Here is a 22,531-nt window from a genome sequence, read left to right as displayed (position 1 = left end):
CTTTTTCAAAGGAACCTCATCCACCGAAGTGGACGGGGTATCAACTTCTGGCGTTGATTTTTGGCACGCTGTTGAGTTCTCAAGGAACGGACGCTTCCTTCGTACTCACCCTCAGTAACACTTACTGGGTTTTCCTCCGGGCTTTCGTTCTTGCGTTTCCGACTCTATCAGTGCTTTTCCGTCTTCCTGACCACTCACCCGGCGGCCCGATAAGGCACACGAGGGGAGCAGTGAGATCGGGATCGGCACTGCAGAGGAGGAGTCCCGTCCATCGGATGTTCGCGAGAAGTTCACGCGGCACGTCCTGGCGGGAGTCACGACAGTACAGGGCTGCCAGTGCCCAAGCAAATCGATTAAGGCGTATGGTCTAGTCCACTACGTCGTCGCGGTTGCACGTCGTCACCTCCTGCGAGAGGTGCACTTCAAGCGAACCGGGACGTGTCATGACATACCCTTCTGAAAGTACGTCGTTCAGTACTCGTAGTGACGACTACGCGACGAAGCCCACCCCCTGGGAGGCCCCCCATGACCAGCGTGACGTCCCCACTCGCCGGGCGCGCCATCGGACTCGCGGCAGTGCCCGATCCGGTGTTCTCCGGCGCCATGGTGGGTCCGGGCACCGCCATCGATCCCGTGCGCGAGTCCTCGGAGGCGGTGTCCCCCGTCGACGGTGTGGTCATCTCCCTGCACCCGCACGCGTACGTCGTCGTCGACGGTGACGGGCACGGCGTGCTGACGCACCTCGGGATCGACACCGTCCAGCTCAACGGCGAGGGCTTCGAGCTGCTCGTCAACAAGGGCGACACCGTGACGCGCGGTCAGGCCGTCATCCGTTGGAACCCGCAGGCCGTCGAGGCAGCCGGCAAGTCGCCGATCTGTCCGGTCGTGGCCCTGGAGGCTTCTGCCGAAGCCCTGTCCGACCTCAACGAGGGCGGGGACGTCAAGGCCGGCGACGTCCTCTTCAGCTGGCAGTGACGCGTCCGCCTGCGCTGGTGAGTCGGATATCCATCGCGGCGGGTGGGCCCGCCGCTCAATCGGAGACGGGTGAAATGGAGACAACGCTGCGAGGCGTCGGCGTGAGCCACGGGGTGGCGATCGGCGAGGTGCGGCACATGGGCACGGCGGTTCTGGAGCCGCCGGCCAAGCAGATCGCGCCGGAGGACGCGGAACGCGAGCAGGGGCGCGCCCGCAAGGCCGTGGAGGCTGTTTCGGCCGACCTGATCGCACGCGGACAGCTGGCCGGTGGCGAGGCACAGCACGTACTGGAGGCCCAGGCGCTGATCGCCAAGGACCCCGAGCTGATCGCGGACGTGGACCGGCGGGTCGCCGTCGGCAGCACCGCCGAGCGCGCGGTGTACGACGCGTTCTCCCAGTACCGGGAGCTGCTCGCGGGGGCCGGTGAATACATGGCCGGCCGGGTGGCCGACCTGGACGACGTGCGCAACCGGATCGTGGCGCGGCTGCTCGGCGTGCCGATGCCGGGTGTGCCGGACAGCGACGAGCCGTACGTGCTGATCGCGCGTGACCTCGCTCCCGCGGACACGGCGCTGCTCGACCCGGCGCTCGTGCTCGGGTTCGTGACCGAGGAGGGCGGCCCGACCAGCCACAGCGCGATCCTCGCGCGGGCGCTCGGTGTGCCGGCGATCGTGGCGCTGCCGGGTGCCTGTGAGATCGCCGAGGGCACGCTGATCGCGGTCGACGGCAGCACGGGCGACCTCTTCGTCGACCCGAGCGCCGAGAAGCGGGCCGGGCTTGAGGCGGCGGCGGCGGAGCGGAAGGCGGCTCTGGCGGCTTCCTCCGGTCCGGGTGCGACCTCCGACGGCCACAAGGTGCCGCTGCTGGCGAACGTCGGCGGTCCGGCCGACGTGCCGGCGGCCGTGGAGGCCGGCGCCGAGGGTGTGGGCCTGTTCCGTACCGAGTTCCTGTTCCTGGACGACAGCAAGAAGGCGCCGTCCGAGGAGAAGCAGATCGAGTCGTACCGCAAGGTGCTTGAGGCCTTCCCCGAGGGCCGGGTCGTCGTACGGGTGCTGGACGCCGGCGCCGACAAGCCGCTGGACTTCCTGACTCCGGCGGACGAGCCGAACCCGGCCCTGGGCGTACGGGGTCTGCGGACGCTGCTGGACCACCCGGAGGTGCTGCGCACGCAGCTCACCGCGCTGGCCAAGGCCGCCGAGGGGCTGCCGGTCTACCTGGAGGTCATGGCTCCGATGGTGGCCGACCGGACCGACGCCAAGGCGTTCGCCGACGCGTGCCGGGAGGCCGGGCTGCGGGCGAAGTTCGGCGCGATGGTGGAGATCCCCTCCGCCGCGCTGCGGGCGCGCTCGATCCTGCAGGAGGTCGAGTTCCTGTCCCTGGGCACCAATGACCTGGCGCAGTACGCCTTCGCCGCCGACCGCCAGGTCGGTGCGGTCTCGCGCCTGCAGGATCCCTGGCAGCCGGCGCTGCTCGATCTGATCGCCATCTCGGCGGAAGCCGCCCGGGCGGAGGGCAAGAGCTGCGGTGTCTGCGGCGAGGCCGCCTCGGACCCGCTGCTGGCCTGTGTGCTGACCGGTCTGGGTGTCACCTCCCTGTCGATGGGTGCCGCGTCGATTCCGTACGTGCGGGCGACGCTCGCCAAGTACACGCTGGCGCAGTGCGAGCGGGCCGCGGCGGCGGCGCGCGCCTGTGACACCGCCGACGAAGCGCGGAAGGCCGCGCAGGCGGTGCTGTCGGGCGAGTAGCAGCGAGCTGGCGACCGAGGGGCCTTCGCCGGTGGCGGGGGCCCCTCGGCCGTACGTGCTACTGGTGGGGGCCGGGGCCGTCCACCTCGTACCCGGGGCAGTATTCGACGCCCGGCTCGGGGGCGACGGGTTCCCCCGTGTCGGCGTCGGTGCAGTAGGCGTTGAACACGGCTGCCGCGGAGAGCGCGACCAGGCGTCCCCGGTCCAGGCGCCAGCCGTGGACCCGGTCGCGGAAGCCCTCGGTGGTGCTGCGCAGCACCAGTCCTCCGGGGCCGCCGAGAGCCAGGCCCGCGGCGAGGACGGTCACGAAGTCGAGGCTTTCGCGGCCGGCGATCCGGGGCGGGCCGGCGGGCTGTTCGGCCGCCTCCGCGTGGAGGACGGCGACGAGCTGCTCGTCCCGGGTGGGGACGCTGCACACCAGGTGGTGGTGGCCGGGGCCGGCTCCTTCCAGGAGGCGGGAGAGCGCCTCGGTGGCGCGCTCGAACGAGGCGTGGCCGATGTCCTCGCCGCAGTCCGCGCAGCTTCCGACGCCGGCGAGGAGGGTGGTGGCGTACTCCCAGGTGGCTTGGCGGACGGCCTCGTCGACGAGGAGCGGGACCAGTTCGTCGATGGGCTGGCCGTTGTAGGGCAGGCCGGCCCCCGTGCCGGCCAGTTCGGCGGTGAAGCGGGTGCGGGCTCCGGCGCTGTCCGGGTCGAGGGCGTGGTCCGCGCAGTATTCGGCGTACTCCTCGGGGTCGAAGAGGGCGACGGTGGTGTGGATGCCCTGGGCTGCCAGAGACGTGAGCAGGGCCTCGACGTGGCGCAGGTACTCCGCGTAGTCGGCGGGGTGGTCGAAGGTGAAGCTGCGGTAGCCGCACATGGCCGCGAAGTCCCCGGCTTCGGCCAGGAGGCCGAGGGTGCTGGGGACTTCGCGGCGCAGGGTGCGGCGCCTGCTGCTGTGGACCGGGGCGTCTTCCGCACTGTTCGCAGCGGGCGCGGTGCTTGCGGCGCTTTCGGTGTCGGTGGTGTCGGTGGTGTGGGCGGTGCCCGGCGTGTGGTCCGGTCGGCGTGGCATGGTTCTGGCTCCCCCTGAGTGTGCTCCCTTTGCTCACTCACCGTAACCATGACCACTGACAGTGACCCCGGGGCGTCCTCAGGCGCGGGTGCGGGCCAGCTCCTCGTAGAAGCGGAGGAGCTCCACGTTGTCCACCGAGCCGGGGTTGACCGCCTTCGCCATCGGCGTCCCTTGCAGGAGCCGCTTGACCGGCACCTCAAGGCGCTTGCCGGTCAGGGTGTGCGGGATGCCCGCCACCTCGATGATCTCGTCGGGGACGTGGCGCGGGGACAGCTGCTCGCGGATCGTCGCCTTGATCCGGCCGCGCAGCTCGTCATCGAGCGCGGCACCCGGCGCGAGGTGGACGAAGAGCGGCATCCAGTAGCCGCCGTTCGCCTCCTCCAGGCCGATGACCAGGGACTCCTTGATCTCCGGAAGGCGTTCGACGGCCTCGTAGATGTCGGCGGAGCCCATCCGGACGCCCTGGCGGTTGAGGGTGGAGTCGGAGCGGCCGTGGATGACGACGGAGCCGTGGTCGGTGATCGTGATCCAGTCCCCGTGCCGCCAGACGCCGGGGAACATCTCGAAGTAGCTCTCGCGGTAGCGGCTGCCGTCGGGGTCGTTCCAGAAGTGGATCGGCATGGAGGGCATGGGGTTGGTGACCACCAGCTCGCCCACCTCACCGGTGAGCGGCTTGCCCGACGGGTCCCAGGACTGCAGGTCCGTGCCGAGGCAGGCGGCCTGGAGTTCGCCGATGTGGACGGGGAGCGTCGGGACGGCGCCCGCGAAGCAGCTGCACACGTCCGTGCCGCCGCTGACCGAGGCGATCCACAGGTCCTCGGCCACCTCCTCGTGCAGCCAGCGGAAGCCGTCGGGGGGCAGCGGCGAACCGGTGGTGGCCACGCACTTCACGGCGGAGAGGTCGAAGTCGCGCGCGGGGCGGACCCCGGCCTTGCGGCAGGCCATGACGTAGGCGGCGGAGGTGCCGTACAGGGTGGCTCCGGTCCGCTCGGCGATCCGCCACTGCGCACCGGTGTCGGGGTAGCCGGGGCTGCCGTCGTACAGGACGACCGTGGTCCCCGCCAGCAGTCCGGAGACGAGGAAGTTCCACATCATCCAGCCGGTGGACGTGTACCAGAAGAACCGGTCCTGCGGGCCGAGGTCGCAGTGCAGGCCGAGCTGCTTCAGGTGCTCCAGGAGGATGCCGCCCTGGGACTGCACGATGGCCTTGGGCAGTCCGGTCGTACCGGAGGAGTACAGGACCCACAGCGGGTGGTCGAACGGGACCGCCTCGAAGACCGGGTCTGCGGTGCCCGAGACCAGGTCCGCCCAGGTCAGGGCCCCGTCGGGAGCCCCGGTGCCGAGCAGCGGGATGTGGACCACGGCGCGCAGGGACGGGAGCTCGGCGCGCAGTTCGGCGACGGTGTCGCGGCGGTCGTGCTCCTTGCCGCCGTAGCGGTAGCCGTCGACGGTGAACAGCACCACCGGCTCGACCTGCTGGAAGCGGTCGAGGACGCTGCGGGCCCCGAAGTCGGGGGCGCAGGAGGTCCAGACCGCCCCGACCGCGGCGGTGGCGAGGAGGGCGGTGACCGCTTCGGGGATGTTGGGGAGGTAGCCGCTGACCCGGTCGCCGGGGCGTACGCCGAGAGCGCGCAGTTCGGCGGCGAGTGAGCCGACCTGGCGGCGCAGCTCCGACCAGGTGACGGGCGTGGGCTCGTGCGTCTCGTCCACGTACAGCAGGGCGGCGTCATCGGCGCGCGCCGGGTCCTCGGCGGCGCGCAGCGCGTGCTCGGCGTAGTTGAGGGTGGCGCCGGTGAACCAGCGTGCGCCGGGCATGGACCGGTCCGCGAGGACAGACTCGTACGGGTCGCCGAAGCGTACGTCGAACCAGGCGGCGATGGCCTCCCAGAAGGTGTCGAGCTCGTCGACGGACCAGCTGTGCAGCGCCGGGTAGCCGCCGTCCGCGGGCGCTCCGTAGTGCTCGGCCGCCCAGGCCTGGAAGGCCGTGATGCGGGCCGCGGCGATCCGGTCGGGCCCCGGGGACCAGAGGGGTTCCGGCTGGGTGGCTGAGGTCATGGATCGGCTCCCGGTCAGTCTGCGGCTCGCGCGTGGTGTGCGTACGGTGCCACCGCGCGGTGGGTGTGCGCGCGGCGGCTCACAGGGACCATGCCATGTGATCTACATCCGCACCAGGGGTGTCCTGGGCGGTCGGGCGGCGCCGCGCGGGCCGGCCGCGCGAGGTGCCGCCCGTCGTGCTGCGCTTCCCGTGACGGTGAACGGAAGTTGAACGCGGCCCGCTCGGCGGGCGGCCGGTGGCAGGGTGAGCAGCATGAACGGTCGCGATCTGGTGCGTGCGGTGAAAGACCTCGGTACGGAACGCGGACGGCGCGCCTGGCGTTCCGCCCTGCGCCACCGGCGCGCGGACGCCATGGGGCTCCCGCGGCGGGGCGCGGAGCGGGCGCGCGTGCCGGGTCTGCTGACGGGTACGGAGTCGCGCCCGGGGGGCGGGGTGCTGCGGTTCACGCGTTCGGAGCTGCTCGTACGGGTCACGGTCGGCGGGGCGGTGTTCTGGGGATGGGACGGGGCCGAGCCGGGTCCCTCGTACGCGGTGGTCGGCGGCGGTCCGCAACCCGACCCGCGGGCCGTGCTCGAACCGGACACCGGGGGCGGCTGGCGCGTGGTGGCGGAGCGGGTGACGGTGGCGGTGTCCCGGCACGGGGCGGTGGAGGTGCGGACGCCGGGCGGGACGGTGCTGCGCCGGGAGTTGCCGCCGCGCTGGTGGGAGCCGGCCGACGGGTCCCCGGCCGGGCCGGACGGGCCGCGGTGGAGGCAGCGCGCGGAGGTCCCGGCGGACGCCCGCTTCTTCGGGCTGGGCGGCCGGGCGGCGGGGCCCCGGCTGCGGGACGGGGTGTACCGGCTGTGGAACACCGACCCCAAGGGGGGCTTCCGGCAGGGCGACGACCCGCTGTACATCACCATGCCGGTGCAGATGGTGGTCGCGGACGCGGGGACGCACCTGGTGTTCCACGACAACCCGTGGGACGGGCGGGTGCTCCTGCGGGAGGGCGAGGACGGCGCGGGCTCGGGGCCGGACCGGCCGGGCTCGGTCGAACTGCGCATGGAGGGCGGGCCGTTGCGGGCCTGGGTGCTGGTGGGGACGCCGGCGCGGGTGCTCCAGGGCTGGTCCGGTCTGACGGGCGCGGCCGCCGTACCGCCCGAGTGGGCGCTCGGGTACCAGCACGCGCGGTGGGGGTTCGGGAGCGCCGCAGAGGTACGGCGGGTGGTGTCGGGCTACACCTCGCGGGGGCTCCCCCTGTCGGCCGTCCACCTCGACATCGACCACTACGAGGGGCACCGTGTCTTCACCGTGGACGAGGCGCGCTTCCCGGACCTGCCGGGGCTCGCGGGGGCTCTGCGGGAGCAGGGCGTGCGGCTGGTCTCGATCGTCGATCCGGCGGTGAAGGTGGACGACGCGGTCCACGCCGCCGGACGGGCGGTGGGTCCGCAGGGCGCGTTCGTACGTGACGCCCGGGGGCAGGAGGTGCGGGGCGAGGTCTGGCCCGGGGAGTGCGTGTATCCGGACTTCACCGATCCGGCGGTGCGCTCGTGGTGGGGCGGGTTGTACGCGGAGCGGCTGGCGCAGGGCTTCTCCGGGGTGTGGCACGACATGAACGAACCGGTGTCCTTCGCCCCCTTCGGGGACCCGAGCCTGCCCCGGTCGGCACGGCACGCGCTGGAGGGGGCGGGCGGCGACCACCGGGCCGCGCACAACGTGTACGGGCTCGCCATGGCGCGGGCGGGCTGGGAGGGGCTGGTCCGGTTGCGGCCGGACGAGCGGCCGTTCCTCTTCTCCCGGTCGGGGTGGGCGGGGATGCAGAGGTACGGGGGCACGTGGTCCGGGGACGTGGAGACCGGCTGGGAGGGGCTGCGGGCCTCCCTGGCGCTGGTGCTGGGGCTCGGCCTGTGCGGGGTGCCGTACTCGGGGCCCGACGTCGGCGGCTTCTCGGGGTCGCCCTCGCCGGAGCTGTACCTGCGGTGGCTGCAGCTGGGGGCGTACCTGCCGCTGTTCCGGACCCACTCGGCGATCTGGGCGGGGCGGCGCGAGCCGTGGGAGTTCGGGCCCGAGGTGGAGGAACACGCCGGGGCCGTACTGGCGGAGCGGGAGCGGCTGCGGCCGTACTTCGTGACGCTGGCGCACCTGGCGCGGCGGACGGGCGCCCCGTACGTGCGGCCGCTGTGGTGGGGGGCGCCGGAGGACCGGGTCCTGCGGGACTGCGAGGACGCGTTCCTGCTCGGTGACGCGCTGCTGGTGGCCCCGGTGCTGGAACCCGGGGCGGACCGGCGGGCCGTGCGGCTGCCGCGGGGCCGGTGGTACGACACCGCCACGGGAGCGGCGTACGAGGGCCCGGGGCAGGTGCTGCTGGACGCGCCGGCGGGGCGGATCCCGGTGCTGGCACGGGCCGGAACACTGCTTCCGGTGCGTTCGGCGGACGGGGCGGTGGTGCTGGAGGCGTGGGCTCCGGCGCGGGGGCGCACGGGCGGCGGGCTGGTGATCCGCGACCCGGGTCCGGGCTTCGAGCCGGGCGAGGTGGAGCGGTACGCGGTGCGGTGGGCCGGGGACGCGGTGGTGGTGGAGGACGAGGCCGGGGGCGTGGTGGAGGGGGTCGTGGTCCGCGGTCTCGGCCAGGCGGCGGACCGGGGCACGGCGACGCAGGCCCTCGGGGCGGGTACGGGCGGGGGCGCGGCGGCTGCGGGCGGGGGTGAGGCGGCTGCGGCTGCGGCCGGAGGCGCGGCGGCGCCTGCGGGTGGCGGTGTCGAGGCGGGCTCGACCACTGATGTAGGCCCTCTGTAGCGGGTGTCGGGATGCTGGCGCGGGGCGGGCGGCGCGGACGCCGCCCGGCGGCGTGCGCGTCCCGGGCCGCAGGCCTGAGCCAGCCCTCCCACCCTCCACCCGTGCGATCAGGGAGTCTGTGATGGTTTTAGCGAGCCCGGCGCGGCCGTATCCGACGACGCGGCGGATCCGACCGCGCCGGGACACTGCCCCGGGCGCCGAGGCGGTGGGCGCCTGGCAGTTGCTGACGGTGTGGACCCTGGTGGTCGTGACGGAGCAGGCACCGGTCAGATCGCTCACGGTGATCGGCGCGGTGTCGGTCGGGGCCGTCGCGGTGGGATTCCTCCACGGGATGCTTCTGGTCAAGCCCCTCGCACTGGCGGGCAGTTGGACGGCCCGGGTGACGGCCTGGCCGGAGCCCGTCGCCGTGGTGGCGGTGCTGGCGCCGGTGTCGGCTGCGGTCGCCGCCGGTGTGGCCTGGGGGCTCGACTCCCCCTGGCTGGTGGGGCGGGCCGGCTTCCTGGAGGTGTGGGCGTGGACGGCGGCCTCGGCGGTGCTGCCGCTCGCCACGGGCGCCGTCCTGCGGGGCCGCCGGGTCGCGACGCGTGAGGTGTGGCGGCGGGGGGCCGTGGTGGCCGGGAGCATCACGGGTGTGGTGGTGCTGATGAGTTTCGTGATGGAACTGCCCGTGTAGCACCGGCGAGCCCCGGTGTACGCGCCCGCTCAGGCGGCCGGATCGAGCGGCCCGGTCAGGCGTAGCGTCCCGCGAACCACGCCGCGGCCGCCTTCGTGTGCAGCGGGAACGCCAGGGGCGCCGGGCCGCGCAGGACGTGCCAGCCCGTGGTCTCGTCGGTGGCGGCGGAGGCCGGGAGGGCGGCCGCCGGCCGGAGGGGGAGGAGGCCGAAGAGGAGCAGGTGCCCTCCGGGCGAGCTCATGGCGTCGGCCAGGACCATCTCCGAGGCCGGGGCCTGGATGCCGGTCTCCTCGCGCAGCTCGCGCACCACCGCGTCGCGCCAGTCCTCGCCGAGGTCCATGAAGCCGCCGGGCAGGGCGATCCCGCCCAGCCCCGGCTCGATGGTGCGGGTGATGACCACCAGACCCGTGCCACTCTGGTCCTCGACCGGCAGGAGGGCGACCGCGACCGGAAGCGGGTTGCGGTAGACGGTGGCGCCGCAGGACGGGCAGATGCGGGGCCAGTCGGTCGTACCGTAGGGCGCTCCGCAGGTGGAGCAGTGCGAGTCCTTCAGCTGTGCCGGCATTCCGCGATGGTATGCCAAGGCATATGAGGATGCCGGCTGTTGTGAGCTGCCTGGCCATGCTGGTCGGCGGGGCGTCCGCGCCCGGTTTCGTAACCCTGTCCGACCTCGACCCGAGTATCCGGCAGGACATCCGGTACGCCACTGCCGACAATTTCACCGGCGGCGTCGTGGACGGCTACGAGGAGCCCGTCTGCCTGCTCGCGCGTCCCGCCGCCGAGGCATTGCGGCGGGCCCAGCGCGGGCTGCTGCGGCGCGGGTACACGCTGAAGGTGTACGACTGCTACCGGCCCCAGCGGGCCGTGGACCGCTTCGTGCGCTGGGCCGGGGAACCGGATGACCTGCGGCGGAAGGCGGAGTTCTATCCCGGTGTGGACAAGCACCGGCTCATCCCCGACGGGTACATCGCCGAGAAGTCCGGCCACAGCCGGGGCAGTACGGTCGACGTGACCCTTGCGGAGCTGCCCGGGCGGGACCTGGACATGGGGACCCCTTTCGACTTCTTCGATCCGCTCTCGCACACCGACTCCCCCGGGATCGCCGGCGCCGCACGCGCCCACCGCAGGCTGCTGAAGCAGGCGCTCGCCGAAGAGGGCTTTGTGAATCTGCCCGAGGAGTGGTGGCACTTCACCTTCGTGCCGGAGGAATTCCCCGCCACGTATTTCGACTTCCCGGTCGCCGTCGCCTCGGTCCGGCCGTGAGCACCGCCGCGGGCGGAGCTGCCCGAGACCGACCGGAACCGGCTCGCCCGGAACCGGTGACCGGGGCGGGTGCACCGTGACACACTTCTGACGCTACGTCAGATCCTGCCCGGGAGGAACCTTGGCACGCACACGGATACCCGTCGTCGGCGGGTGGTTCACCGACGACGACGCGGAAGGCGGCTTCCGCCTGCTCGGCACCCGGTGCTCGGCATGCGACGCGGTGTTCTTCCCGCGCGAGGACACGTACTGCCGCAACCCGCACTGCCCCGGCGGCGGCCGGCTGACCGAGGTGCCGCTCTCGCCGCGCGGGCGGGTCTGGTCCTACACCGACGGGCGCTACCGGCCGCCCGCACCGTACGTGTCGGAGCCGTCCGAGCCCTGGGAGCCGTACACCCTCGTCGCGGTCGAGCTGGAGGCCGAGGGCATGGTGGTGCTCGGGCAGGCGGCGCCCGGGGTGGGCGTCGCCGATCTGGCGGTGGGCATGGAGGTCGAGGTGGTGGGCGGCGTACTGAACGAGGACGCCGACACCACCTGGACCACCTGGCGGTTCCGCCCCGTGGACACCCTGGGAGGCCGCTCGTGAGCAGCGCAGCCGGCGAGGTCGCCGTCCTCGGGGCGGGCATGCACCCCTGGGGCAAATGGGGCCGCAGTTTCGTCGAGTACGGGCGGGCCGCCGCCCGCCACGCCCTCACCGACGCGGGACTGGAGTGGACCGACGTGCAGTCCGTCGTCGGCGCCGACACGGTGCGCGGCGGCTACCCCGGCTACGTGGCCGGCGCGACCTTCGCCCGGGCCCTCGGCTGGCAGGGCGCCCGGGTGACCAGCGTCTACGCGGCCTGCGCCTCGGGGGCCCAGGCGATCGGGGCGGCTCGCGCGCAGATCCTGGCCGGGCTCGCCGACGTCGTCCTCGTCGTCGGTGCGGACGCGGCGCCCAAGGGGTTCTTCGCCCCGGCGGGCGGGGACCGGCCCGACGATCCCGACTGGCTGCGGTTCCGGGTGCTGGGGGCCACGAATCCGGCGTACTTCGCCCTCTACGCCCGTCGCCGGATGGCCGTGTACGGGGACACCGCCGAGGACTTCGCCCAGGTGAAGGTGAAGAACGCCGCGGCGGGCGCCCTCAACCCGCTGGCCCGCTACCGCAGGCCGGTGACGGCCGACGAGGTCGCGGCCTCGGCCGTCGTCGCGGATCCGCTGCGGCTGCTGGACATCTGTGCGACCTCGGACGGGGGCGCGGCGCTGGTGCTGAGCAGTATGGACTTCGCCCGCTCGCGCGGGATCGCCGATCCGGTGCGGATCCGGGCCGTGTCGACGGTGACGCCGACGTATCCGCGCACGGTGCTGGACCTGCCCGACATCGCCACCGATGCGACATCGGCGTCGGCGCCCCCGCCGGGGTCGTTCCGGGCCTCCATCGCGCGCGCCGCCTACGAGGAGGCCGGGCTCGGTCCCGAGGACCTGTCCCTTGCGGAGGTGTACGACCTGTCCACGGCATTGGAATTGGAGTGGTACGAGGACATCGGGCTCTGCGGCGAGGGCGAGGGGGCCAAGCTGGTACGGGAGGGGTCGACCGCGCTCGGGGGGCGGGTGCCGGTCAACACCAGTGGCGGGCTGGCCTCCTTCGGGGAGGCCGTGCCGGCGCAGGCGATCGCCCAGGTGTGCGAGCTGACCTGGCAGTTGCGGGGCAGCGCCGGGGAGCGGCAGGTTCCCGGGGCGAGGGCCGGGATCACCGCGAACCAGGGGCTGTTCGGGCACGGTTCGGCCGTCGTCGCCGTGCGCTGACCTGGTCCTGTTGTCCGTTCTTGTCCGAACGCTTGACGGCCCCCGGCGGCAGGTTCACACTCGCTCCACAGTCCCGCGCCGCGTCCGACGCCGCGACGGGGACCCCTGATCCCCCCATGAGAGCTGCGGCCCGTACCCCAGTCGGCGGGGGTACGGGCCGCCTCCATGCACCAGGGGCCTCAGGCTCCCGCCGTCAGGCTCCGGCGCCGGGCCCGTGCCAGGGACATGGCGTGCTCCACGACCCCGACCAGCACGTCCTTGACGGACTCCCGGTCCCGCGCGTCACACAGGAGCACCGGTACCTCGGGGTCGAGGTCGAGTGCCTCCCGTACGGTGACCACGGGGTGGCGTTCGGCCCCGTCGAAGCAGTTGACGGCGACCACGAAGGGGATCTGGCGCCGCTCGAAGTAGTCGACGGCGGCGAAGCAGTCGGCGAGGCGGCGGGTGTCGGCCAGGACCACGGCACCCAAGGCGCCCTGGGCCAGTTCGTCCCAGAGGAACCAGAAGCGGTCCTGCCCGGGGGTGCCGAACAGGTACAGCACCAGGTCCTCGCGCAGGGTGATGCGCCCGAAGTCCATGGCCACGGTGGTGGTGGACTTGGCTTCCACTCCCCCGGTGTCGTCGATGCCGACGCCCGGTTCGGAGAGCAGTTCCTCCGTCCGCAGCGGTCTGATCTCACTCACCGCACTGACCAGGGTGGTCTTGCCCACCCCGAAGCCGCCCGCGACCAGGATCTTCAGGGTCAGCGGCTCGACCGGCGACACGGCATGCATGGCGCCGGTGCGGCTAGAGCGCCCGAAGGCCATCGATCACCTCACGCAGAATGGATTCGTCGGGCAGTTCGGCCGGCGGTACCGGCCTGGTCACGTGGACCAGTTCGTCGTCGACCAGGTCACCGATGAGGACCCGCACCACCCCCACCGCGAGGTCGAGCTCGGCCGCGAGTTCGGCGACGGACTGCGGCCGTTCCCGGCACAGCCCGAGGATGTGGGCGTGTTCCGGGGACAGCGTCATGTCCCAGACCGGGTCGTCGGCGGCCGGTTCGGCGACGACGAGCGCGATCAGGTCGAGCCGGTGCTGGCCGGCGTGGCTGGTCCGACCGCGGGTCATGGCGTAGGGGCGTACGACCGGACCCGCCTCGTCGTCGAACCAGTGCGGGTGGGCGGGCTCGTGCGGACCGCCGGGGGTGTGGGAGGGGTGGTCCTGGCGGTTGTGGCCTGAATCGCTCATGCCGTGCGCCTCACCCTCCGGCTGGCAGCCCGGAGCGCGGCGCGGTCGCCAGGTGGTCGCCCACCCGCTTGACCATCAAGGTCATCTCGTACGCGACCTGCCCGACGTCGGAGTCGGCGTCGGAGAGCACCGCCAGGCAGCTGCCGTCGCCGGCGGCCATGACGAAGAGGAACGCCTCGTCGAGCTCGACCACGGTCTGGCGGACCTTGCCGGAGTCGAAGTGGCGCCCCACTCCCTTGGCCAGGCTGTGGAAGCCGGAGGCCACGGCCGCCAGGTGCTCGCTGTCCTCCCGGGTCAGGTCCTTCGAGCTGCCGGTGGGCAGGCCGTCGCCCGAGAGGACCACCGCCTTGCGGATGCTGCCGACCCGGTCGACGAGCTCGTCGAGGAGCCAGTTGAGCGGGCCGGAGCCGCGGCCCCGGGTGTCGTTGCCGGTCTGCGGTGCGGTCATCGACCGTCCCCCTCGTTCTCGTTCGCGGGACCGGAGGCGGCGGAGGTGCCGGTTCCGGTCTCGGACTGCTGCTGTGCCTCGTGTCGGCGGCCCGCCGTCCAGCCGCGCTGGAGTGCGGACATGCGTGTACGTACGTCTTCCGCGTCGCGCTCCTGCACCGCGTCGGTGGCCGCCTCGGCGGGTACGGGGGCCGGGGCGTTCTTGAGCTGGGGCGCCAGGTTGGCCTGGCGGACGCGCTTGGGCAGGCCGCCGGGCCCCTCGACCGGGCGGGCGTCGCCGGTCCGGGCGGCGGGGGCCGCGGGGGGCTCCGGCACCGCCGTGGCCGGACGCGGCTCCACGCGGCGGCCGTGGTCGGCGACCAGCGTGGGCGTGGGCCGGCGGCGCGGGAGCGGTACGGCCCCGTGGGCGCGCGGGCCGTCCGGACGTGCCGGGTCCAGGCGGGAGCTCTGCAGGCGCACCGGGCCGGTGGGCGCGAGCGGTTCCCGCTCCCGCTCGCGGTCGGCGCGCGGGCGGTCGGTGTGCGGGCGGTCCGGGTGGGAGCGGTCGGCGCGCGGGCGGTCGGCCGGGCGCAACCCCAGCAGGGCGCTGCGCGGGGTGCCACCCGGCGGGGTCTCGTCGTCCAGGGTGGCCATGGCGGGCGGCCGGCCACCGACACCGCCGAGGCCCGCGGGGCGCGGGGCGGCCTCGTCGACGGCGTCGTCGATGCCGTCCAGGCCGAGCACGCCGAGCGGGGCCTCCAGTTCCACGGGGCCGCGCAGGTCGGAGGCGGGCAGTGAGCGGCCGCCCGCGGCGTGCCGCACGGCGCTCCGGGCCGGGCGGGCCGTGGCCTTGCCGTTCCTGGCGCCCTTGCCGTCCCCGAGGCGCAGGCCGGTGCCGTTGGTCTCGGGCGCCTCGGTCAGCAGGTCCGCCGGGAGGAAGACCACCGCGGTGGTCCCTCCGTACGGGCTGGGCTGCAGGACGACCTTGACGCCGTGGCGCTGCGCGAGGCGGCTGACGACGAACAGGCCCAGCCGGTCGGTGTCGGAGAGCTCGAACTCGGGGGTCTCGGCGAGCCGGAGGTTCGCGTCGAGCAGGGCCTCCGGGTTCATGCCGAGCCCGCGGTCGTGGATCTCCAGGGTGAAGCCGTTCGCGACGCGCTCGCCGTGCACCTGGACCGCGGTGTGCGGCGGGGAGAAGACGGTGGCGTTCTCCAGGAGTTCGGCCACGAGGTGCGTGACGTCGGCGACGGCGGGGCCGGCGATGCCGAGCCGCGGCAGGCGGCGTACCTCGATGCGCTCGTAGTCCTCGACCTCGGCCACGGCGGCCCGGACGACGTCCATCAGCTGGACGGGCTTGCGCCACTGGCGGGAGGGGGCGGCGCCGGAGAGGATCACCAGGCCCTCGGCGTGGCGGCGCATGCGGGTGGTCATGTGGTCGAGGCGGAAGAGGTCGGCGAGCTCCTCGGTGTCCTCGGTGCGCCGCTCCATGGTGTCGAGCAGGGTCAGCTGGCGGTGCAGCAGCACCTGGTTGCGGCGGGCCAGGTTCACGAAGACCTCGGAGACGCCCCGGCGCAGCTCGGCCTGCTTGACGGCGGCCTCCACGGCGGCGCGCTGGAGGGTGTTGAGGGCCAGGCCGACCTGGCCGACCTCGTCCTTCTCGTACTCCAGGCGGGGGGCCTCGGTCTCCACGTCGACGTGTTCGCCGGCCGCGAGGCGGCGCATGACCGCGGGCAGCCGGACGCCGGAGACCTCGTGGGCCTCCTTGCGGAGCCGGGACAGGTCGCGGACCAGGTCGCGGCCGATGCGTACGGACAGCACGAGGGAGACGACGAGGGCGATGAAGCCGAGGATGCCCGCGACGGCGGCCTGCAGCAGGACCTTCATGGCGACGGGCTCGACGCGCTTCTGGTAGCGGTCGCCGGCGGCGGTGCCCATGGCGGCGACCTCGTCGAGGACCTTGTTGGCGGCCTCGTCCCACTGGGCCGCGGTGACGCGCGGGTTCTTGCCGGGGCCGCCGGCGATGAAACGTTCCTCGGCGTCGCGCAGCGGCTTGGTGTCCGGGCCGGCCCAGTACTGCTCGAACAGCTCGCGTTCGGCGGCGGGGAGGATCGCGAGGTTGAACTCGTAGAGCAGCGCGCGGTTGGCGGCGAGGTCGGAGACGCGGCGGATGTCGGCCGGGCTGACGCTGCGGGCGGCGAGGGCGGACGCGATGACGGCGTCCTCGCGGGAGAGCGCCTCGCGGGCGCGGGTGATGCCGACGAGCGCGCGACCCTGCTTGTCCATCTCCACGTCCTGGAGGGCGTGGAGGTTCATGAGGAAGTCGTAGCAGGGGTCGACGAGGCGGCTGTACAGCTCCAGTGCCTGGCTCGGGTCGAGGGTGTTCTGGTCGACGGAGCGGCGCAGGGCGCCGATGCCGTGGAAGGCGTCGAGGATGGAGTCGAGGCGCTGGGCGGTCGCGGGGGTGAGCTCGTCGACGACCTCGGGGTCCTTGGCGTCCTTGCTGATCCGGTCGACGAGCTCGTCGGTCGCGGTGCGACGTTTGGTGAGTTCGGCGGTGGCGGTGGCGGCCCGGGGGTCACCGAGGACGACGAGGGTCTGGCGGCGTTCCTTCTGGATGACGCGGACGACGTCCTCGATGGGGTAGCCGACCTTGTCGATGACGTAGGCGACGTCGAGGAGTTGGACGGCCTGCTGTCCGGTGATGACGGTGGCGAAGCCCCACAGTGCGGTGAGGGAGACGAGCGGCACCAGAAGCAACGCCACGATCTTCCGGCGGATGGACTTCCCGCGAAAGCGCATGGCGTCCTCAGCCTCCCCCAGCTCAACCCCGTTGGCGGGGGTCGGTGTTCCGTCATTTAAACGGCGTGAGCCTACTACTGCCGGGGGGCGGCTTCGAAGGCGTGTCCGGACGTTTTCGGCCGGACCCCTGGGCGTAGATCACGAGTTGTCCGACACTTCCGGTCAAGAGCAGCCCGATATGTGGCAGATGACACGGGGTGGGGTATCGGTTCCCGCAATCGGATGGATGGCTGGAATTATTCGTTCCGGGTTGGGTAGCCGCGCAGAAGAAGTCCGCGATACGGGAATCTCCCGACGGGGCCGAACGTCTACCTGTTCGAGGGGATACGTCGGGGTAGGGGTGCACCATGGGGTTCTACGAGGACGAGGACGAGGACAACGGCGCGGCCGGTTCGGTGAGGCGGTCGCTGTGGCAGGTGGAGTCGGCCGAGCGGCGCCGGATGCCGGATCCGGTGCGCGAAGCGGCGGTGCGGGCGGTGCTGATCGTCGCCCTGACGCTGACGCAGTCGACGATCGCCTTCCTTCTCACGCTCACCGGCTCCTGGCTGGCCCTGCCGATGGCGCTGGGGGCGATAGCCGGGACCGTGGTCGCGACCTGGGGGGTGCTGGACGTACTGATCACCCGGCAGACGTGGAACCAGCGGTACGGGGTCGTGTCGGAGCCGAGCAGCACGGCGCGGGCGCTGCGGCGCGAGCAGCGCCGGGCGCGCCGGGCGGCCCGTGCCGCGGCGCAGCCCGGTCCGGCGGGCCGAATACGCCGGCCCGTCGCGGGCGGCCGGGTGGCCGCCTGGTCGTCGGCGGCCGGTGACCGGCACTACCAGGCGACCTCGGGCCGGGGATAGGCGGGCCCGGGGGCGGCCAGGCCGGGGCGGCCGGGTCGGCAGTCGGCACGGGGTCGTGCCGGCCGAGGCCTACCGACGGCCGGCCCGGCGCCGCCGGGGTCGTGCCCGCGGGGCACTGCCGGCGGCCCGCTTGGGGCCGCTTGGGGCCGCCGTCAGGAGTTGACCGTGGAGCGGCGGAACATGCGGGTCGCCGTGATCTCGCCGTGGATGGTCTCCTCCTCCGCGGACGGCTGGGGGAGCCCCGGCCGCAGGTGCTCCTCGACGCTGATGTACTTCAGCCCCGCCCGCAGGTCGGCATCGTTGCGCAGCCGGATGACCAGCGGGAACTCCGCGAGCGCCGTGGTGTCGAACAGGCCGGTGGTGTAGAGCAGCTGCACACCGAGCGCGTCGGAGACGGCCCGCTGGAGTTCCAGCAGGTACGTGGCGTTCGCGCGCCCGATGGGGTTGTCGAGGAACAGCGTGCCCGCGTGGCGGTGGCGGTCCCGGCCCCGGTCGTTGCTGCGCAGCGCCGCCATCGTGCAGTACAGGGCGATCGCGGCGGTCAGCAGCTGACCGCCGGAGAACACGTCGCCCATCTGGCCGACCGGCACCCGCTCGGCGCGCAGCACCGCGTCCGGCTTGAGGATCTCCACGGAGACGCCCTTGGGCTCCAGCGCCGCCTGGACCCCGCGGAGCAGCAGGGACATGCCGTCGCGGCGGCCCTCGCCGAAGGAGGCGCCGCTGTTCTTCTTCACGGCCGTGCGGGTCGCCTCGTCGATGACCTCGCCCAGCCGCTCGGTCAGGGTCGCCTGGTCGGGCTCGTCGAAGCGGATGCGCAGGAACTCCTGCCCCGACCACTCCCCCAGGCCCTCGGGGAGCTGGGAGAGCCGCTGGGCGGAGCGGAGGGTGGCCAGGGCGGATTCGACGAGTCCGCGCAGCCGGTCGACGATGCTGTCGCGGTTGCGCTCCAGCTGGGCCAGTTCGTCGGTGAGGACGCGCAGCCGCGGGGCGAAGGCCGCGGCCCAGGCCGCCGCGTGCTCGGGCAGGGCGGAGGCGGGCAGTTCGCGGATCTGCTGGCGGGCCGGGGTGCGTACCTGCTCGTAGCGGGTGGCGTTGGCGTGCCGGACCAGGATGTCGCTGGACTCGCGCACGGCGGCTTCGGCGGCCGAGAGGTCGGCGGCGCAGCCGCGCAGGGAGCGGCGGGCCTCGGCGGCGGACTGGCGGGCCTCCTCCAGCGTGCCCCGGTGGGCCGCCGGCTCCTGTTCGTCGTCCTGGTGGGTGTGGTCGCGCAGCAGGTCCCGCAGCATCGCGGCGGTCTCGTCGAAGCCGCCGGCGCCGTCCTCGGCGGCGCGGTGGGCGCGCAGCAGGTCGGCGTGTGCGGCGCGGGCGGTCTCGACGGCGGCGGTGTGGGCGGCCAGCTGGGCGGTGGCGGTGCGCAGCAGGGCCTGGGCGTGTTCGACGTCCGCGGGGACGAGTTCCTCGGGGAGGTCGGTGTGCGCTTCCCCTTCGGTCGGGGCGTGCCGTTCGGCCTCGCCCCGCAGTCGGCCGAGCTGCTCGCTGGCGGCCGACGCGCGGGTCTCCAGCATCTGTACGAGGGCTTCGGCGCGGGCGGCGGCGGCCTGCCGGGAGGGGCCGTCGGCGCCGTCGGTGCCTTCGAGGAGCTGGGCGGCGCGGGTGCGGACCTTGTTGGTGAGCCGGTCCAGTTCGGCGAGGGCCGCGCTCTCGTCGCTCTCGGCGCGGGCCTGCTCGGCGCGCAGGTCAGCGCCGACGCCGACCTTCTCGTAGAGCCGGGAGGCGGCCCGGTAGGCCTCGCGCAGATCGGGCAGGGGTGCCTTGGGCGCGGCGTCCTCCGCCGGGAGGGCCTCGGGGGCGCCGGCGATCTCGGCGCGTTCGGCGCGCAGGGCGCGGGCGGTGCGGCGGGCGTCGTCGGCGGCGCGCTGGGCGGCCCGGCGGTCTTCGTCCGCGGCGCGGGCGCGGGCCAGGCAGGACTCGGCGCGGGCCTCGGACTCGGCGGCCTCGTCGGCGAGTTCGCGGACCTTGGCCTGCCAGCCGGCGCGTTCGCGCAGGCGGAAGGCGAGGCCGGCGAGGGCGTCGGCGACCCGGCGGGCGCGCTGGGCGGTGTCCTGGCGTTCGTCGCGGACGCGGGCCGCGTCGGCGGCGGCCTCGTCGGCCTCGGCGCGTACGGTACGGGCCTCCGCGAGTTCGGCGTCCGCCTCCTCGGCGAAGGCGCGGGCCGCCTCGGCCTGCCGGGCGAGTTCGGCGAGGCGGCCGGGCGGGCAGCCGGTGCGCCAGGAGGCGAGCCGGGCGGCGAGTTCGCGGTCCCCGGCGAGCCGGGCGGCCAGGTCCCGGATCTCGGTGTCGCGGGCGGTGGCGCGGCTGCGCAGCGCCTGGCGTTCCTCGTCGGCGGCGTGCTCGTCGTGCATGGCCGGGTTCGGCGGGACGATGAAGATGCCGGAGGCTCCCGCGGCGTCGCCGCCCGCCGGGGGCACGGGTGCCAGCAGGGCCGCGGCCGTGCCGACGGCGACGGTCGAGCGGGGCAGCAGGGCCGCGCCGGACAGGACTTCGCGGGCCCGGGCGTGGGTGTCGGGGTCGGTGATGACCACGCCGTCGACGAGTTCGGGGCGGGCGGCGAGGACCGCGGCGTGGTCGGCGGGGTCCACGGACTGGGCGAGGTAGCGCCAGCCGGGCAGGGCCGGGATGCCGTGCTCGCCGAGGTACTCGACGGTGGCGAGGACGTCGGGGCCGGGCGGCAGCAGCCCGCCGTCGCCGAGCGCGCCGAGGATCCGGGCGTCGTCGGCGGCGGCCGTGCGCAGCTCGAACAGCTGGCGTTCGGCCGAGGCGACCCCGTCGGTGAGCAGGGTGTGGAGCTCGTCGGCGTTCCGGTCGAGTTCCTCGGCGGTGAGCCACCCGGCGGTGGCGTCTGCGGGGCCGTGGGCGGCCGCCCCCGGTGCCCCGGGGTCAGCGGAGGCGCTGCCCGATCGGGCGGAGGCGGCGTCGGGGGTGCCTGCGGGAGTGGCCCCGCGCGGGTGCGGGAGGAAGGTGTCCGGCGCCGACGGGAGGCCCAGGAGCTCGGCGAGGCGGGGGGCGGCGGCGAGGGACTGCGCGGCGCGGTGCTCCGCCTGGTGGGCGGCTTCGGCCGCGTCGGCGGCGTCCGCGGCGCGGGCGGCGGTGAGTTCGGCGCGGGATTCCGCGGCGGCGGCCTCGCGGGCGGCTTCGGCTGCGGTGCGGGCGGCCTCGCGGGCCTCGTCCCAGGCGGCCACGGCGGTCTTCTCGGCGTCGCTGGCGGCGAGGGCGGCGCGGGCCGGGTCGGCGTCCGGCGCCGAGTCGTCGAGCCAGCCGGCCCGGACGGCCTCGGCGGTCTCCTGCTGGACCTCGGACAGCCGCGCCCGCAGGTGCTCGGCCTCGCTGCGGGCGCGCTGGGCGGCGGTGGCGGCGGCGGTGGCGTCGCGGTGCGCGGCTTCACCGGCTTCCTGGAGGGCGGCGGAACGCTCCTCCTCCTCGTTGGCCAGGCGTTCGCCGTCCTCGGCGGCGGTGTGCAGGGCGCGTACGAGCGCGGCGGCCGCGGTGGCGCGCGCGGCCAGGGCCGGGGCGGCGTCCCGCTCGGCCTCCAGGATCGCGGCGGCGACCCGGGCGGAGCGGTCGGCGGCCGCGCGGTGGCGCAGCACCGTCTCGGCGGCCTGCCAGGCGGAGTGCAGGGTGCGGGCTTCGAGGAGCTCGCGGCGCTGGGCGGCGGCGGCCTTGTCGGCGACCGTCAGGGCCAGCGAGGCGTGCCGGTAGGCGAGTTCGGCGGAGATCGCGGCGCTGCGGGCGCGCGCGGACTCGGCGGCGGTGACGGCATGGGCGGCAGCGGTGACCCGCTGGGCGAGATCGGCCGCGCGCCCCCGCTCCTCGGCGGCGCGGGCGGACAGCCGGCGGGCCAGGGTGCGGGTGCGGCGTTCGGCGCCCGCGTGGACGTCGCGCAGCCGGGAGCGGGTCTCGGCAGCCTCAACGATCTTGGTGAGGAGGTCGACGGAGCCGGCGGTGAAGTCCCGTTCGGCCATGAGTTCGGAGCGGCGGCCTAGCTTGTTGCCGAAGCCGTGGACCAGGTCGGCGAGGCCGTCGGTGTCGCGCGTGTCGGTGACGGCGCGCAGCAGCAGGTCGGTGAAGTCGGAGTCCTTCTTGACCGCGAAGAGGCCCGCGGCTTCGCCCTCGTCGGCGTTCATCTCGCGCTGGTAGCGGAAGAGTTCGGGGTCGAGGCCGAGTTCGGTGAGGTGTTCGTTCCAGCGGTCGTGGATCTCCTCGAAGTACACCTCAAGGTGGGGGTAGGCCTTGCCTGCCTCGGTGAGGGCGTCGCGGAACCCCTTCATCGTGCGGCGCCGGCCCTGGGCGCCGGAGGCCCCCTCGACGGGCGGGCGGACGGCGGTGGCCTCGGCGACCGGGAGGTTGTCCAGGCTCAGGCCGGGCCCGGGCCGGAAGGAGTACCAGGCCTCGGCGAACTTCCGCGGGTCGTTGGAGACCTGGCGGCCGCGCCATTCGCTGACCTTGCCGACGACCACGCACTCGCCGGTCTGGGTGTGCTGCCATTCCAGCGCGACGTGGCCGCAGTCGTCGGCGAGGAGGAACTTGCGCAGCACGCCGGAGCTGGCGCCGCCGAGGGTGTTGCGGTGTCCTGGCAGCATCACCGAGAAGATCAGCTTGAGCAGGACGGACTTGCCGCCGCCGTTCTCCAGGAAGAGCACACCGGCGGGCGCGGGCCGGCGCGGCGGGCCGGTCGGCTCGTCCTCGAAGAACTCCGCCTGCGCGGGCGCCGGGTGGGGCACCGGCTCGCCGACTCCGCGCAGGTCGAGCACGGTGTCGGCGTAGCGCGCGCCGGCGGGCCCGATGGAGTAGAGGCGGATCCGGGACAGCTCGTACATGGCGGCGGACTCTCGTGGTCTTTCGTAGGTCGTACGG

Annotated in this window: 16 protein-coding genes; 8 read left to right on the top strand and 8 right to left on the bottom strand. The window is 74.1% G+C overall.

Features of this window, described 5'->3' with window-relative positions; all coding sequences use genetic code 11:
• Positions 1-525: 525 nt before the first annotated feature.
• Together AC0666_RS06515 and ptsP are read left to right on the top strand one after the other, a co-directional pair.
• A complete protein-coding gene (locus tag AC0666_RS06515) occupies positions 526-975 on the top strand; it encodes a PTS sugar transporter subunit IIA (RefSeq protein WP_468971119.1) in 450 nt (149 codons plus the stop codon).
• Positions 976-1,049: 74 nt separating this feature from the next.
• Complete coding sequence (gene ptsP / locus AC0666_RS06510) at positions 1,050-2,720, top strand: phosphoenolpyruvate--protein phosphotransferase (RefSeq protein ID WP_361720646.1); 1,671 nt, start codon at positions 1,050-1,052, stop codon at positions 2,718-2,720.
• A 58-nt stretch (positions 2,721-2,778) separates the two neighbouring features.
• Here the strand turns inward: ptsP and AC0666_RS06505 are convergent, their stop codons facing one another.
• Positions 2,779-3,774: a hypothetical protein gene (locus tag AC0666_RS06505; protein ID WP_478707188.1), complete on the bottom strand. Its 996-nt coding sequence runs from the start codon at positions 3,772-3,774 to the stop codon at positions 2,779-2,781.
• A 78-nt stretch (positions 3,775-3,852) separates the two neighbouring features.
• Positions 3,853-5,829 carry an acetoacetate--CoA ligase gene (locus AC0666_RS06500; protein WP_478707187.1) on the bottom strand — a complete coding sequence of 659 codons (1,977 nt, stop codon included), beginning with the start codon at positions 5,827-5,829 and terminating at the stop codon, positions 3,853-3,855.
• 253 nt (positions 5,830-6,082) lie between these two features.
• On the opposite strand from AC0666_RS06500, the gene AC0666_RS06495 reads away from it, so the two are divergent.
• Together AC0666_RS06495 and AC0666_RS06490 are read left to right on the top strand one after the other, a co-directional pair.
• Positions 6,083-8,605, top strand: coding sequence for a glycoside hydrolase family 31 protein (locus AC0666_RS06495; RefSeq protein ID WP_478707186.1), 2,523 nt, complete (start codon positions 6,083-6,085; stop codon positions 8,603-8,605).
• A 121-nt stretch (positions 8,606-8,726) separates the two neighbouring features.
• Complete coding sequence (locus tag AC0666_RS06490; protein ID WP_468971112.1) at positions 8,727-9,278, top strand: hypothetical protein; 552 nt, start codon at positions 8,727-8,729, stop codon at positions 9,276-9,278.
• A gap of 55 nt (positions 9,279-9,333) precedes the next feature.
• Here AC0666_RS06490 and AC0666_RS06485 read toward each other — a convergent pair whose 3' ends face one another.
• Positions 9,334-9,843, bottom strand: a complete 510-nt coding sequence (locus AC0666_RS06485; protein ID WP_478707185.1) for an NUDIX domain-containing protein — start codon at positions 9,841-9,843, stop codon at positions 9,334-9,336.
• 29 nt (positions 9,844-9,872) lie between these two features.
• Between AC0666_RS06485 and AC0666_RS06480 the strand changes: the two genes are divergently transcribed.
• From AC0666_RS06480 to AC0666_RS06470, 3 genes are all read left to right on the top strand, one after another.
• Positions 9,873-10,541 carry a M15 family metallopeptidase gene (locus AC0666_RS06480; protein WP_468971108.1) on the top strand — a complete coding sequence of 223 codons (669 nt, stop codon included), beginning with the start codon at positions 9,873-9,875 and terminating at the stop codon, positions 10,539-10,541.
• A 121-nt stretch (positions 10,542-10,662) separates the two neighbouring features.
• Positions 10,663-11,127 carry a Zn-ribbon domain-containing OB-fold protein gene (locus AC0666_RS06475; RefSeq protein ID WP_468971106.1) on the top strand — a complete coding sequence of 155 codons (465 nt, stop codon included), beginning with the start codon at positions 10,663-10,665 and terminating at the stop codon, positions 11,125-11,127.
• Complete coding sequence (locus AC0666_RS06470; protein ID WP_468971104.1) at positions 11,124-12,323, top strand: lipid-transfer protein; 1,200 nt, start codon at positions 11,124-11,126, stop codon at positions 12,321-12,323. Before AC0666_RS06475 ends, AC0666_RS06470 begins: the two co-directional genes overlap by 4 nt.
• 179 nt (positions 12,324-12,502) lie before the next feature.
• On the opposite strand, the gene AC0666_RS06465 is transcribed toward AC0666_RS06470, so the two are convergent.
• The 4 genes from AC0666_RS06465 to AC0666_RS06450 are packed head-to-tail and all read right to left on the bottom strand — an operon-like array spanning position 12,503 to position 16,778.
• Complete coding sequence (locus AC0666_RS06465; protein WP_356853250.1) at positions 12,503-13,129, bottom strand: GTP-binding protein; 627 nt, start codon at positions 13,127-13,129, stop codon at positions 12,503-12,505.
• Positions 13,110-13,553 carry a DUF742 domain-containing protein gene (locus AC0666_RS06460; RefSeq protein ID WP_468971102.1) on the bottom strand — a complete coding sequence of 148 codons (444 nt, stop codon included), beginning with the start codon at positions 13,551-13,553 and terminating at the stop codon, positions 13,110-13,112. Before AC0666_RS06460 ends, AC0666_RS06465 begins: the two co-directional genes overlap by 20 nt.
• 10 nt (positions 13,554-13,563) lie before the next feature.
• Positions 13,564-14,001 (bottom strand): roadblock/LC7 domain-containing protein, encoded by a 438-nt coding sequence (locus AC0666_RS06455; RefSeq protein ID WP_361720617.1) that lies wholly within the window; start codon positions 13,999-14,001, stop codon positions 13,564-13,566.
• A complete protein-coding gene (locus AC0666_RS06450) occupies positions 13,998-16,778 on the bottom strand; it encodes a sensor histidine kinase (RefSeq protein ID WP_478707184.1) in 2,781 nt (926 codons plus the stop codon). Before AC0666_RS06450 ends, AC0666_RS06455 begins: the two co-directional genes overlap by 4 nt.
• A gap of 347 nt (positions 16,779-17,125) precedes the next feature.
• Between AC0666_RS06450 and AC0666_RS06445 the strand changes: the two genes are divergently transcribed.
• Positions 17,126-17,620, top strand: coding sequence for a hypothetical protein (locus tag AC0666_RS06445; RefSeq protein WP_468971098.1), 495 nt, complete (start codon positions 17,126-17,128; stop codon positions 17,618-17,620).
• A 152-nt stretch (positions 17,621-17,772) separates the two neighbouring features.
• Here the strand turns inward: AC0666_RS06445 and AC0666_RS06440 are convergent, their stop codons facing one another.
• Positions 17,773-22,494 carry a hypothetical protein gene (locus AC0666_RS06440; protein WP_468971096.1) on the bottom strand — a complete coding sequence of 1,574 codons (4,722 nt, stop codon included), beginning with the start codon at positions 22,492-22,494 and terminating at the stop codon, positions 17,773-17,775.
• Positions 22,495-22,531 lie beyond the last annotated feature (37 nt).

It is taken from the genome of Streptomyces sp. NPDC043680 (assembly GCF_056436685.1).
Note: the sequence above shows the minus strand (reverse complement) of the source record. Positions and strands in the feature narration are given on the sequence as shown.